General features: G+C 63.1%; 12 protein-coding genes. 8 read left to right on the top strand and 4 right to left on the bottom strand.

Annotated features, from left to right (window positions below; all coding sequences use genetic code 11):
• Positions 1-25 precede the first annotated feature (25 nt).
• The 3 genes from ACTDI4_RS10200 to ACTDI4_RS10210 form a co-directional block, all read right to left on the bottom strand.
• Positions 26-1,225: a M14 family metallopeptidase gene (locus ACTDI4_RS10200; RefSeq protein WP_442841044.1), complete on the bottom strand. Its 1,200-nt coding sequence runs from the start codon at positions 1,223-1,225 to the stop codon at positions 26-28.
• A 389-nt stretch (positions 1,226-1,614) separates the two neighbouring features.
• Positions 1,615-2,400, bottom strand: a complete 786-nt coding sequence (locus tag ACTDI4_RS10205) for a cyclase family protein (protein WP_442841045.1) — start codon at positions 2,398-2,400, stop codon at positions 1,615-1,617.
• A 109-nt stretch (positions 2,401-2,509) separates the two neighbouring features.
• Entirely contained in the window at positions 2,510-3,172 is a 663-nt protein-coding gene (locus ACTDI4_RS10210; RefSeq protein ID WP_442841046.1) for a helix-turn-helix domain-containing protein, read from the bottom strand.
• A gap of 173 nt (positions 3,173-3,345) precedes the next feature.
• On the opposite strand from ACTDI4_RS10210, the gene ACTDI4_RS10215 reads away from it, so the two are divergent.
• From ACTDI4_RS10215 to ACTDI4_RS10235, 5 genes are all read left to right on the top strand, one after another.
• Positions 3,346-4,128 carry an SDR family oxidoreductase gene (locus tag ACTDI4_RS10215; protein ID WP_442841047.1) on the top strand — a complete coding sequence of 261 codons (783 nt, stop codon included), beginning with the start codon at positions 3,346-3,348 and terminating at the stop codon, positions 4,126-4,128.
• 10 nt (positions 4,129-4,138) lie between these two features.
• On the top strand, positions 4,139-5,728 hold the full coding sequence (locus tag ACTDI4_RS10220; protein WP_442841048.1) for a sugar ABC transporter ATP-binding protein: 1,590 nt from the start codon (positions 4,139-4,141) through the stop codon (positions 5,726-5,728).
• Positions 5,725-6,759 (top strand): ABC transporter permease subunit, encoded by a 1,035-nt coding sequence (locus ACTDI4_RS10225; RefSeq protein WP_442841049.1) that lies wholly within the window; start codon positions 5,725-5,727, stop codon positions 6,757-6,759. The genes ACTDI4_RS10220 and ACTDI4_RS10225 overlap by 4 nt, the downstream gene beginning before the upstream one ends.
• A gap of 79 nt (positions 6,760-6,838) precedes the next feature.
• Complete coding sequence (locus ACTDI4_RS10230) at positions 6,839-7,777, top strand: ABC transporter substrate-binding protein (RefSeq protein WP_442841050.1); 939 nt, start codon at positions 6,839-6,841, stop codon at positions 7,775-7,777.
• 111 nt (positions 7,778-7,888) lie between these two features.
• Positions 7,889-9,028, top strand: coding sequence for a fumarylacetoacetate hydrolase family protein (locus tag ACTDI4_RS10235; RefSeq protein ID WP_442841051.1), 1,140 nt, complete (start codon positions 7,889-7,891; stop codon positions 9,026-9,028).
• A 59-nt stretch (positions 9,029-9,087) separates the two neighbouring features.
• On the opposite strand, the gene ACTDI4_RS10240 is transcribed toward ACTDI4_RS10235, so the two are convergent.
• On the bottom strand, positions 9,088-10,086 hold the full coding sequence (locus tag ACTDI4_RS10240) for a sensor histidine kinase (protein WP_442841052.1): 999 nt from the start codon (positions 10,084-10,086) through the stop codon (positions 9,088-9,090).
• A 518-nt stretch (positions 10,087-10,604) separates the two neighbouring features.
• Here ACTDI4_RS10240 and ACTDI4_RS10245 point away from each other — a divergent pair.
• The 3 genes from ACTDI4_RS10245 to ACTDI4_RS10255 are packed head-to-tail and all read left to right on the top strand — an operon-like array spanning position 10,605 to position 13,571.
• Complete coding sequence (locus ACTDI4_RS10245) at positions 10,605-11,546, top strand: sugar ABC transporter substrate-binding protein (RefSeq protein ID WP_442841053.1); 942 nt, start codon at positions 10,605-10,607, stop codon at positions 11,544-11,546.
• Between the two features lie 35 nt (positions 11,547-11,581).
• The gene (locus ACTDI4_RS10250; protein WP_442841054.1) at positions 11,582-12,595 is read left to right on the top strand and encodes an ABC transporter permease; all 1,014 of its coding nucleotides are present in this window, start codon (positions 11,582-11,584) and stop codon (positions 12,593-12,595) included.
• Positions 12,596-12,605: 10 nt separating this feature from the next.
• Positions 12,606-13,571, top strand: a complete 966-nt coding sequence (locus ACTDI4_RS10255; RefSeq protein WP_442841055.1) for an ABC transporter permease — start codon at positions 12,606-12,608, stop codon at positions 13,569-13,571.
• Positions 13,572-13,586 lie beyond the last annotated feature (15 nt).

Raw genomic sequence — 13,586 nt, forward strand, 5'->3', positions numbered from 1 at the left:
CGCAGGAACCGCTACTCCGCGGCAGCTATTCGGGGTAGACCGGAGCTTCCTCCGGCCCCGGCTTGTTGAAAAGGATGAATACCAAGGGGTTGCCGGGCTCGGACATTGCATCGCTGCGCTGGCCCGTTATCTCCCCGGCTACCGCGCTTGTATATTCCGCAACCACCTCGCCGAAGCTGTTGCGCTGGATGGCCACCTTCTGCCCCGGTTCGACCTTGTCGTCGAGCTTGACCAGATGCTCGACGATCCCGCCCGCAGTGGCCAGGATCGGAAACGCGCTGTCGCCGACAAAGACATCCACGTCCTTGCCGGTGCGGCCCATCGGCCCGCCGATGATGCCGTGGTGCTTGAGAACGTTCATCGTGCCTTCCACGAACAACTCGATCATCCTGGGGTTCAGGATGCGCGCGGCGCCGATTTCCGGCGCAAAGGCCGGGATTCCCACGTCTATGAACGCGTTGTGCAGCACAGTGGGATAGGCAGCCTTCGGCATGTTCAGGATCTGGCCGACGGGATAGAGATCCAGCATCGCCTTGACCTCGGGTCTTTCCGTCTCGCCGATATTGAATGCGGTGACCTCGAATCCGGTCGTGCCGGTATGGAAATCGATCGCGGCGTCGGCGTTCGGCCGCAGCAGCCGGTTGAACAGCAGCCCGGCATGGCGGCTCGGCGCGGTCAGGCCGTTCTCGTTGCCGGGCCATTCCCGGTTCATGTCGATCAGATCGACGCCTCTGCCCTGGTTCGGCCACCGGCGCTGCATGCTCTCCAGGGCCGGGCGCGACACGTCGGTGACCGCCATCACCGTGCCCGACATCAGCGCCGGATCGAGCTTGTTCATCACGGTCTGGACCGTATGTATCGAACTCATCTCGTCGCCATGCACGCCGCTCGTCAGAACGACGCGTTTGCCCGGCTTTGCTCCCCTGGCGACCGTCACGGACACATACCAATGGTGCCCGGTGGGAGTCTCCACTCCCTGGAAATACAAAAGGTGCTTCCGGCCAGGCTCCAGATCGTCGACGTCCAGCGCGCTGACGACCTTTTTGCCCTGGATCATGTCGCCGGTATAGACGGTCCCCGATCCCGGGTTGGCCGAGGACGCCGCGGTGTCCTCCGCACTTGCGGCGCCAGCAGTAACGGCGACGGCGGCGGCCGCGCCGACCGTGGCAATGGACGACATTAGCAATTCGCGGCGGTCGATGCCTTTTCCAGATCTGCCGGGCATGACAACGTCCTTTGTGATTGTGGAACGCGGCGTTCGTACGACGGCACGGCATGCACGTCGGTCACAAAATACCATGCCTGCATTTCGAGCAAGCCTACCTATTTGCGGGCGACTGCCACTTTCGAGTATACTTCATCGACCTTTGCACCATCCGCATGCATTTTCCCGGTCGACATTGCCGACCACGGCGTTGGTCGGTCTCTTCATCATCTTCCCCTGACCATCGGTCGCGATCCGGAGCAGGAAGGCTTCATCATGTTTGGCGGGCGGCCCCCCGCGCCACCGGGTGGAACCGAAGAGGCGGCGTGGCTGGAAATGACTATTCGGCGGCAATTCCAGCCGTTGATGGGCAAGGCCGCGTCCAGCGATGGCGCGGCCGTGCCGTCGTGCTATTGGCTGATCAGGCCGATCGCCCGGCCCATGCCGCCCGTCGCACCTTCGAACTTGTGCGGCAGGAAGATGAAGATCGCGCCGCGCGTCGGCAGCTTTCCGAGGTTGGTGAGGTTTTCCGTGGCGATCATGCCGTAACCCAGCGCTGCCCAATGCGGCGTGTAGTCGTCCTGCATCAGGCCGATGCCGCGGGCGTCGATGCCGATATGCTTCACGCCGCGCTCGTGCAGCAACTCGATCGCATCCGCGCCGGGGGCGGGATGAGAGCGGTCGTATTTGAAGCCCTCGGGATACGGCCGGAAATAGGTGTCCGACCAGTCGGTGCGGAACAGCACGATATCGCCGGCGGCAAAGGGGCCGTTCTCCTTCTCCCACGCCTCCAGATAGGCCCTGTCGATGACCGGGCTTTGGGCAAGGTTGGTCTTCTCGCCTTTCGGAGCGGCCTCGATGAGGGGACGGACATCGACCACCACGGCCGGGCCGATCATGTCGTTGAGGTCGAGCTGATCGATGGTGACCGAGCCGTATTCGTTGGCGTGAGGCAGGCCGCTTTCCAGCGTGGGAATCATGTGGCACGGCGCATCGCAATGCGTGCCGGTATGGTCGTCATGGACCTGGACATATTCGAGGAACTGGCCACGCGGCCAGGTGTAGTGGTTCATCATGTACTGGCCGAACCGCTGGCCTTCCGGCGGCGACGAGGGCTGGTTTTCGCCCGTCAGCACGGACAAATCGACGAGTTTCGCCCCCTTGATGAGAGAAAGAAGCATATCTGCGTTGGACACGGCGACACCGATAGAAAGTTGAACCTGCCGGGATAGGGCAGAGGTCGCCCCGAGTTGTCAATAGTTTCCAAAAAGAAAATTTTGTTTCAGATCGGTAACGGGATGGCAATCACGGGTTTTTCTTCTGGGTCCGCTTGCCCAGGCGCTCGGAAAGCACCTCGCGCAGCGTCTGGGCAAGGTTGGGCGTCGCGCTGGAGCACATGACGAGAAGCTTGGCCGGCTTGTCGCCGACCGCGAGGTAGGCGTGGCCCATGGTGCTGTCGAAATAGGCGGAATCTCCCGCTTTCAGGAGCGTGGGCTCGTAGAATTCCGTCCTCAGCTCGATGCTTCCCTCAAGGACATGGAGATATTCCTCGCCGACATGGTTCCACAGGCCGCCGATTTGGCTGAGCGAGTTCGCGCGAACCTCGATCATCATCGGAATGATCCGTTTGTGCGCGATATCGGTGCACAGATACGTATAGGTGAAATTGTCGTCGCTCATGGTGAGGCCGGAGGCGCCGTAGGAAATGCTGCGGCGGCCGGTCAGCCGGCGCATGTCGTCGCCCTTTTCCGTGGAGTTGGAGACGAGATCGCTGATCTCGATGCCCAGGCCGGCACAAAGCTGCAGAATCGACTGATAGGACGGGGAAATCAGGTCGTTTTCGATCTTCGAAAGGGTCGACTTGGAAATTCCGGTTTTCGCGGCAACGTCCGCCAGTGTCCAGCCGTGATAGCCGCGCCTTTCGCGCAGGGCTTCGCCTATCGACCGAGCGGTATTTGCAGGCAGCATTATTTTCCTATCCGGGATCAGGTTACCGAGTTGATGCAGATCGGGCTTTCACCCGCAATGGTAGCGCCGACCTGTGTTGGGGGCAAAGGAAATTTCAGCTTGTTTCTGTGTTGACACAAAGTTTCTTATATGAAACCTAAGCGCGGAAATTCAAGAAATGGAAGTTCATGCTCATGGCAGATTTGGCCAAACAGGTTGTCTGGGTCACCGGTGCGGGCAGCGGCATCGGCGAAGCCGCCGCCGCCACTTTGGCAGCGGCCGGGGCGACCGTCGTTCTCACGGGCCGCAGGCGCGAGCCGCTCGAAGCGGTGGCGGCCGGCATCGTGGCGGCTGGCGGGAAGGCGGCGGTGGAGCCGGGCGACCTCACGGATGCGGCCAGGGTCGAGGAGATCGCCCGGGGCATCCTCAGCCGCTTCGGCCGGCTTGACGTCCTGGTCAACAATGCGGGCGTCAATATTCGCGATCGGGCAACTGCGTCGCTCAAGCCAGAGGGCGTCGACACGTTGCTTTCCACGAATCTGGCCGCTGCCTTCTATTGCGTGACGAGCGTTCTGCCGATCTTCCGCGGGCAGGGCGGCGGCCTGATGATCCATACCGCCTCGTGGCTCGGGCGCCATAGCCACAAGCTGGCCGGCGCGGGTTACAGCGCCGCCAAGCATGCGGTGGTGGCGATGAGCCATGCCATCAACATGGAAGAGTTCGACAACAACATCCGTTCCTGCGCGCTCTGCCCGGGCGAAGTCGCCACGCCCGTTCTCGAGAACCGGCCTGTGCCCGTGCCGCAGGAAGAGCGCGACCGCATGCTGCAACCGCAGGACCTGGCCGACATGATCCTCATGATCTGCCGTCTTCCGAGCCGGGTTTGCCTGAACGAGTTGGTCATCAGCCCCACCTGGAACCGCATGTTCCTGTCGCAGGAGCAGTCCGGGCTGGTGGCCGAAGCACGCGCTTCCTGAGGAAGAGGTCATGTCCGATCCGCGCCCCGACCGCCGGCAGCCGAACCGGATTCCCATCCTGCAGATGCGGGAGATCGCCAAGCATTTCGGTCCGGTCAAGGCACTGAATGGCGTGAATCTCGATGTCTATGCGGGAGAGATCCATGCCCTGATGGGAGAAAACGGTGCCGGCAAGTCGACCTTGATGAAGGTCTTGTCGGGCGCCCACAAAGCCACGTCGGGCGTGATCGAGGTGGACGGGCGTCCGGTGGCCATAAGCGGGCCGGCGCATGCCAAGCAACTGGGTATCTCCATCATCTATCAGGAGCTGGCGCTGGCGCCGAACCTGACCGTGGCCGAGAACATGCTGCTGGGCCACGAAAAGTCCCGCATGGGCGTTCTGGACCGCGCGGCGATGCATCGCGCCTGCGCCGGCGTGCTGGAGCAGCTCGGGGTCGACTTCGGCGCCGCCGACAAGGTCGGGGGGCTTTCGCTGGCGCAGAGGCAGCAGGTGGAGATCGCCCGCGCGCTGCTGTCGGATTGCCGCATCCTGGTCATGGACGAGCCGACGACCTCGCTGTCGTCCACGGAATGCGAGCGCCTGTTCGCGCTCATCCGCAGGCTGCGCGGTCAGGGCCTGGCCATCATCTACATCAGCCACCGCATGAGCGAGATCTACGATCTCAGCGACCGCGTCACCGTTCTGCGCGACGGCCGCTATGTCGGCTGCATCGAGCGCGCCGAACTGTCCGAAGACAGGCTGGTGCAGATGATGGTCGGGCGCGACCTCTCCAGCTTCTACCAGAAGGACAGGAGCGCCGGCTACAAGGCGGGACCCGTCGTGCTGTCTGTGCGCAACATGGCGGATGGACGCAAGGTTCGCGGCGTGTCGCTCGACCTGCATGCCGGAGAAATTCTCGGCCTTGCCGGCATCGTCGGCGCCGGCCGCACCGAACTGGCCCGGTTGGTCTACGCCGCCGATCAGAAGACCACGGGGACGGTGACGCTGAACGGTCGCGAACAGGATCTGAAAAACCCGCTCGACGCGATCGAAGCCGGAATCGTCTATCTCACCGAGGATCGCAAGCACGAGGGCCTGTTCCTCGACATGAGCGTTTCCCAGAACGTGAACATCGCCGCGATGGGCGGCGACAGCCGCGGCTTCGGGCTCCTCGATTTCTCCGCGGCCGGGCGGCGGACCCGCGCGGCGATCGACGACATGAAGATCGCCGTTTCGGGGCCGCAGGTGAATGTCGGTTCGCTGTCCGGCGGCAACCAGCAGAAGGTGCTGCTGGCACGCCTTCTCCAGACCGATCCCAAGGTGCTCATGCTCGACGAGCCTACGCGAGGCGTCGATATCGGTGCGAAATCGGAAATCTACCGCATCATCGAAAAACTCGCCGAAAAAGGCACGGCCATCCTCGTCATTTCGAGTGACCTGCCCGAACTGGTCGGCATTTGCGATCGCGTCGTGGTCATGCGGGAAGGCGTGATTGCCGGCGAGGTGGGCGGCGACACCGGCATGGCGATCGATTCGGAAACGATCATCGCCATCGCGACCGGCTCGTCCGGCGCCAGTGGCGATCAGGAAATCCACGAAGACAGGAAGGTAGCTCCATGACGGCGACCGACACACCCATGGAACCCGGCGCACGGCGCAAGCGTGGTCTCAAGATATCGTTCCATGCCCTTGGCATGCTGCCGATCCTGATCCTGATCGGCCTCATGTTCCAGTTCCTGAGCGGCTATGTGGAGACGGGCAGCCTGTCGCAAGCCTGGTCCGAAGGCCGCTTCATGGCGACGCAGAACCTGTCCATCGTCGCGCAGCAGGCCTCCATCAACACCGTGCTGGCGGCGGGGATGACATTCGTCATCCTCACCGGAGGCATCGACCTCTCGGTGGGTTCGGTGCTGGCCGCCTCGGCGATGGTGGCGGTCATCGCCTCGCTGCTGCCGGGCGCCTATGGCTATCTCGGCATTCCCGCCGGCATAGGCCTCGGCATGCTCCTGGGCTTCTGCAACGGCTCCCTGGTGGCCTTCGGCAGGTTGCCGCCCTTCATCGTCACGCTCGGCACCCTGACGGCGGTTCGCGGACTGGCTCGCCTGCTGGGCGAAGACAAGACGGTCTTCAATCCCGAACTGCCCTTTGCCTTCCTCAACGGCAACGCATTTTTCGGCATCTCCTGGCTTACCGTCATCGCCTTCGCCGTCATCCTCGTCTCGTGGTTCATCCTGCGCTTCACGGCGCTCGGCGTGCGCATCTATGCGGTCGGCGGCAATGAAGTCGCTGCGCGCCTGTCGGGCATCAAGGTCTGGCTGGTGCTCCTTTTCGTCTACACCGCTTCCGGGTTCCTTGCGGGACTGGGCGGGGTCATGTCGTCCACCCGCCTTCTCGCGGCCAACGGCCTCCAGCTCGGCCAGGCCTACGAACTCGACGCGATCGCGGCGGTGATCCTTGGCGGTACCAGCTTCGTGGGCGGCGTGGGCACCATATGGGGCACGCTGATCGGTGCGCTCATCATCGCCGTTCTTTCGAACGGGCTGATCCTCACCGGCGTCTCCGACGTCTGGCAATTCATCATCAAGGGGCTCGTCATCGTGGGCGCGGTGACGCTCGACCGGTATCGCCTGAAAGGGTCGGCTCGGACCTAGGGAGGCAATGGCCGGAGCGGCAAGTCGGCTGCCGTTCAGGACATGTCCGTAATGCCGACATCAGCATAGGGAACATACAATGAAGCGCATGTTAATGACCGCCACGGCGATCCTGTCGCTCGGCGTTTCGGCGGCCACGGCCGGCGAGCTAAAGTCCATCGGCATCTCGCTGGCTTCGCTCGGCAATCCGTTTTTCGTGGCCCTCGCGTCGGGTGCGGAAAGCGAGGCGAAGAAGATCAATCCCGATGTCAAGGTCACGACCGTCGGGTTCGAGCAGGACCTCAACAAGCAGGTCGATCAGATCGACAGCTTCATTGCGGCCGGTGTCGACATGATCCTGCTCAATCCGGGCGATCCGAACGCTCTGGCCCCGGCCATCGGGAAGGCCAAGGCCGCCGGCATCGTCGTCGTTTCGGTGGATACTGCCGCCAAGGGCGCCGATCTTACCGTCACCACCAACAACGTGCAGGCGGGCGAAGTGGCCTGCCAGTACATCGTCGACAAGCTCGACGGCAAGGGCGACGTGATCATCCAGAACGGGCCCCAGAATTCCGCCATCATCGATCGCGTGAACGGCTGCAAGTCGGTGTTCGAAAAGGCGCCGGGCATCAAGGTCCTTTCCGACGACCAGGACGGGAAGAGCTCTCGCGACGGCGGCCTTTCGGTGATGCAGGCTCAGCTTACGCGCTTTCCCAAGATCGACGCCGTTTTCGCGGTTGCCGACCCGCAGGCGATCGGCAGCAGCCTGGCCATGAAGCAGCTCGGCCGCGACGGCATCATCATCACGTCTGTCGACGGCGCTCCCGATCTCGAGGCCGAGCTGAAGAACCCCGGCAATCCGTCGATCCACGCAACCGCCAGCCAGGACCCCTACATGATGGCCCGCACCGCGGTCGCCCTCGGCTTCAAGGCCCTGAATGGCGAGAAGCCGGAGCAACCGGTCGTGCTGCTGGATTCGCACCTCGTGACCCGCGACAATGTCGGCGAGTACAAGGGCTGGGAAGCACAGCGCGATTGATCTCGGACCGGCCGGCCCCGTCTATCGGTCGGGGCCGGCCGCCAGACACGTTGCGTGGGCGAGATACGCGTCGCCGCCGCCACACACCTTTAATTGCAGGCAGTCCAAGACATGATCGTTCCGCACCATGGCATTTTCGTCGGCCGCGCCCAGATACCGGGTTATTCATACCCCCGCATCGTCACGGTCAGGGACGGGGGGCTGTACGACATCACGGAAAAGTCGATGGCGACCGTGCGCGACATTGCCGAAAGCGAGGATCCGGCCGGTCATGTACAGAATGCGCGCGGCAATCTGGTCGGCGAGGCCGACGCCGTGCTGGCACATGCGGCCGAACCCGGGTCGAAGCAGGTCGGACTGCTTTCCCCCATCGACCTGCAGGCGGTGAAAGCCTCGGGCGTCACATTCGTGGCCTCGCTGCTGGAGCGGGTGATCGAAGAACAGGCGCTCGGCGACAAGACCCGCGCCGACGCGCTTCGCAACGAGGTGACGGAGTTGATCGGCACCGACCTCAGCAAGATCGTGCCGGGGTCGGACCAGGCGATGGCGCTGAAGCAGGTCCTGATCGGCCGGGGAATCTGGAGCCAGTATCTCGAAGTCGGGATCGGGCCGGACGCGGAGATATTTACCAAGGCCCAGCCCATGTCGAGCGTCGGCCACGGTGCCGATGTCGGGCTGCATCCGATCTCCCAGTGGAATAACCCCGAGCCGGAAATCGCGCTTCTCGTCACCAGCAAGGGACGGATCGCAGGCGCAACGATGGCCAACGACGTCAATCTTCGCGACGTCGAAGGGCGTTCGGCACTGCTGCTTGGCAAGGCGAAGGACAACAACGCCTCGGCGGCGATCGGGCCGTTCGTGCGCCTGTTCGATGCCTCTTTCACCCTTAAGGACGTCAAGAGGGCTGAGCTGTCGCTGCGCATCGAGGGCGAGGACGGCTTTGTGCTGGAAGGTACCTCCAACATGGCCCGGATTTCCCGCTCGCCGGAGGCGCTGGTATCGGCCACCATCGGCGATCACCATCAGTATCCCGATGGCCTGGTGCTGATGCTCGGGACGATGTTTGCCCCGACGATGGACCGCGACGGGCCCGGCAAGGGCTTCACGCACAAGCTCAACGATATCGTGGAGATTTCCACGCCGCTGCTCGGCACGCTGCGCAACCGTGTCCGCCTCTCGACCGAATGCCCGCCATGGACCTACGGCACCAGCCATCTGATGCGCGATCTGGCGCGCGCCGATCTGCTTTGAGGTCAGTGGAAAAGCGCGGGGCGCCTGGCGCAACCCTGGGCCGCCACCGCACGCCGCTGCTATGAGCCGCGACGCCTGGGGATCGTCAGGACGTAACAGAGATATCCCTGGCCCTGCCGCCGCGTGATCCGACCGGACAACTGCTTTTCCACGGTCAGCTTCAGAAGCGTCGACCCATAGCCGCTGTGCGAGGGGCGGCGGGCCGGAATGGAAGCTGCGGATTCCGCCCAGAGCAGGCGCAAGATCTGCGCCCCGCTGAAAATGCGGATCGACAATCGGCCGTCGTTTGCGGCCAGGGCGCCGTATTTCAGGGAATTGGTCGCCAGTTCGTGGAAAAGCAGCGCGAAGGACGTGATTTCCCCGGTGTCGATCGCTATGTCGTCGCCATCGAGCCTTGCGGCTAGCGTGCCGTTGTTGGCGCTGTAGGGACTAAGGACTGCCTCGATCAGGCCCTTCAATCCGCCTTTCACCACCGAGCCCGGCTGTGTGCCGCTTATGCGCAGATATTGATGCGCGTTGTGCAGGGCTTCCAGCCGCTTCCTCAATATGTGCAGCAGAGGCGAAAGCTCGGGCGATTCCCGCGCGGAAAGACTGACCAGCCCGTTGACGAGCGCAAAAAGGTTCTTGATGCGATGGTCGAGCTCGTGCGCGACGAGTTCGCGTTCCAGGCTTACGGTCTTTTCGAGATGTATGTCGGTGGAGGTTCCATACCAGCGCACGACGCGCCCGTTCTCGTCCAGTTTCGGTGACGCCTTGAGGCGCAGCCAGCGATATTCGCCGCTGTGATGCAGCAGGCGATATTCGATCTCGTAAGGCTCGCAGGAAACGAGAAGCTGTCTTCGCTGCTGCTCGACGCGCTCCCTGTCGTCGGGATGCACCAGCGACGTCCAGGTCTCGGCATCGACCGAATTTATCCGTTCGCCGACGAATTCCCTCAACTGACGATTGATGTAGTCGTGTCGTCCATCGGCGTCGACGCTCCAGAGGATGAGCGGGACGTCGTCGGCAATCTTGTCGAACCTCTCTTTCAATATGTCGAAATCGTCGGCTCTTGACATCGTCTCCACCACCCGCCGCGCAAGGAGATCGCAAGCGGCAGCCGGCAACCGGATCATTTCCAGCGACAGGCCGCACAACCCGACAGGGGCTGACCTCCGATACAGCTATAGACCGTACGCCGGGCTCTTGCAGCAAGAGATCGGGGATGCAACGGTCATGTGCCGGATTTTCGGCGGATGCGACGCTCGCTCGCCACGCGTTCTGTCGCCGCAACCAAATCGAGGGGCAGTTTCTGTCGTCCCGACACCCGCCGACACAGGGCAGCGCCTTGGTCATTTGCCTGTCTGACGAGAGCCACCTTGTGCAGATGTCGTTCCGTCTCGGGGCGCCGGTCCGAACGACCGTGGCAGCGATCTCGATTGACAGTCTTCAATCAATGTGTTGAACATATAGTATTACAAGAATGTCGCCTGCTGGTGACGGAAATGACGGCCTTCATCTGGCTTCCGCGGGTCGAAAAAGGGTTTTCCTGCTCGATGGAAGCGAAGATGGGTGCGCGCCCAAGGGAGGAGGAGCAATGAGGTATCTGGGAAGAATACTCGCCGGGTCGGCGTTGGCGGGCACTCTGTTCGCTGGTTCGATGGCCTTTGCCGCGGCACCGAATATCTGCGTGGTGCACAATGGCGCAGACCATCCCTCGATCACCGCGCTGGTGGCCGGCATGGATGACGAGGCCAAGATCTTCGGGGCAACGGTGACCTATTTCGATCCCGCTCTCGACCCGGTCAAGCAGGTGTCGATGATCGAGGACTGCACTTCGCGCAAGCCCGACGTCATCGTCGTGAACACTGTCGATCCCGCTGCCGTCGTCCCGGCCATCGCCAAGGCGAGCGAAGCCGGCATTCCGGTGCTGACCCAGAACGCCGATACCAATGCCGACGGACGCGCCTATACCAAGGCGTTCGTGGGCAGCCAGTCCTTCGACCAGGGCTATGCCGTGGGCGAGATGATCAATACGGCGTTGGGCGGCAAGGGCAAGGTGGCCGTCATCACGGGCAAGGTTGGACAGACCGACTCCGTCAACCGCACCGCAGGAATGGAAGCCGCGTTCAAGGATGCCTCATCCGGGATCGAAGTCATCGCCGTGCAGCCTGCCGACTGGAGCAAGGACCGCGCGCTGACCGTCATGCAGGATCTGCTCACCCGCTTCCCCGAGATCGATGCCGTGTTCGGCCATGACGATCCGATGGCGCTCGGTGCTTTGGAGGCGATCAAGGCGCAGGGCCGCCAAGGCGAGATCAAGGTTTTCGGCGTCAACGGCAACAAGGAAGCCTGCGCGGCCATCAAGAATGGGGAGATGTACGGAACCGCTCTGCAGATGAGCTATCTGGTGGGTGTCTACACCGTGCGCGCGGCCTATGACGTAACCAACGGTCGGCTCATCCCCCGCACCATTCTTGCGCCGACCGCGGCGGTGACGCCCGATACCGTCGACAACTGGATGGCGCAGTGCTGGTAGCGGCTTTCGAGCCTGGCTGAGCGAGGGGCGTCGGGATGGTCGACACAGTGTCCGAAGCCGGTCTGGCCCAATCCACCTTGCAACGCGCTCCCGGCAATTCTTCCGGGAGCGTGCGCACGCGGTGGTACGAGCCGTTGCGCAATCACACCGCCTTGATATTGCTGGTGGTGTTGCTGATTGCCGGCAGCCTCACTTCCGATGTTTTCCTGACGCCGCGCAACCTGCTCAACATTCTGTGGGCCATCTCGATCCTCGGCATCGTCGCGCTGGGACAGACGGTCCTGCTGCTGACCTGCCGCTTCGACATGTCCGTGGCTGCGGTCGTAGGCTTTGCCGGCATCGTCACGGTCCTCGCCCAGATCAACGGCTTCGGCCTCTATTCCTCCATCGCGGTCGGTCTGCTCGCCGGCGCCGGCATCGGCCTGCTCAATGGCCTGCTGGTGCTTCTCACCGGTGCGAATCCGTTTCTCGTCACGCTCGGCACCAACCTCCTCGTCTATTCGCTGTCTCTATCGTTGACGCAGTCGAAGACGCTTTATGCGACGATACCGGCTTTCAACGTGCTCGGCCGGGGCCAGTTGTTCGGCTTCCTGCACGTTTCTGTTGTGGCCTTTTTCCTGCTTGCGCTTGTGCTGGAATTCCTGCTGCGCCGCACCATCTTCGGGCGCACCGTCTTCGTCATCGGCTTCAACGAGGTTGCCGGCAGGTTTTCCGGCTTGCGGATCGGCGCCACGAAGCTGGCGACATTCGTGATGTGCAGCTCGCTTGCGGCGCTGGCCGGCATCATCATGACCTCGCGCACGAATTCGACCGTTGCCAATGCCGGCTTCGGCATGGAGTTCGATTCCATCATCGCCGCCGTGCTCGGCGGCACCAGCCTGTTCGGCGGCCGGGGCGGTGCCCTGCGTACCATCGTCGGCGTGGTGGTGCTCGGGGTGATGAACAATCTTCTTGTGTTGCTCAACGTACCCACGGAAGCGCAGCAGATCGCAAAGGGCAGCGTCTTCCTGTTGGTGGTGTGGGCCGACAGCATGTTGCGCCGGAACTGATGGGGCACAGATGAGGCGTTTCATCGGTATCTTCGAGAAGCACAGCGCCGCGCTCATCGTATTCGGTCTTGTCGTAGCTTTCGGCTCGACGAGCACGGGGACGTTCGCCACCGGCTCCAACATCGAAAACATCGCCCGCCAGATTTCCCTCGACGCGCCCATGGTGTTCGGGCAGGCCGTGGTCCTGATCGCCGGCGGCATCGACATTTCCGTCGGTTCCACCATGGCGATGGCGGCTGCTCTCGCCATTGGCCTGCAGCCCTATGGCACGCTCACGGCGGTGGCCGCCGCGCTTCTGTTCGGCCTCGCGGTCGGCGTCGTGAACGGATTGCTGGTGACCCGGGGCCGCATCGTGGCGTTCGTGGCCACTCTCGGCACGATGAGCGTGGTGCGAGGTTTGCTGCTGACCTACACCGGGCAGAGATCGCTGTCGGGGCAGGACCCGGCCTTCGCCTGGTGGGGCGGGGGACAGATCGGACCCGTGCCGGTCTCGCTGCTGGTGGTGCTTGCGCTGCTCGGAGTCCTGTGGGTGTTCCTTGGCCATACCCGCGAGGGCAGGGCGCTCTATGCCATCGGCGGCAGCAAGGATGCGGCATTCCTCGGCGGGGTGTCCGTGGATCGCGGATTGATGGTCGCGTTTTCGATCAGTGGCGCGCTCGCCGCGGTTTCGGGCGTGCTGGTCGCGTCCCGCCTCAATTCCGCTTCGGTGCAACTGGGAGCGGATGCTCCGCTGATGTCCATCTCGGCCGCACTGATAGGTGGGGCCAGCCTGCTCGGCGGCAAGGGCGGTATCATCGGCGCCTTCTTCGGCGTCCTGGCGCTGGGGATCCTGAACAACGGCATGAATCTGCTTGGCGTGCCGACGTACAGCCAGATCGCCATTCGCGCGATGATCCTTATCGCCATCGTCGCCATCGACGCTCTCGGCACGGCCCTGCGCCGTCGAGACCTGGCGCAGGGCCGCATCACCCAATGAAAAGGCACGCTGGTG

Origin of the sequence: Mesorhizobium sp. PUT5 (assembly GCF_052216645.1) — a bacterium.
In the GTDB taxonomy this organism is placed as follows: Bacteria; Pseudomonadota; Alphaproteobacteria; order Rhizobiales; family Rhizobiaceae; genus Mesorhizobium.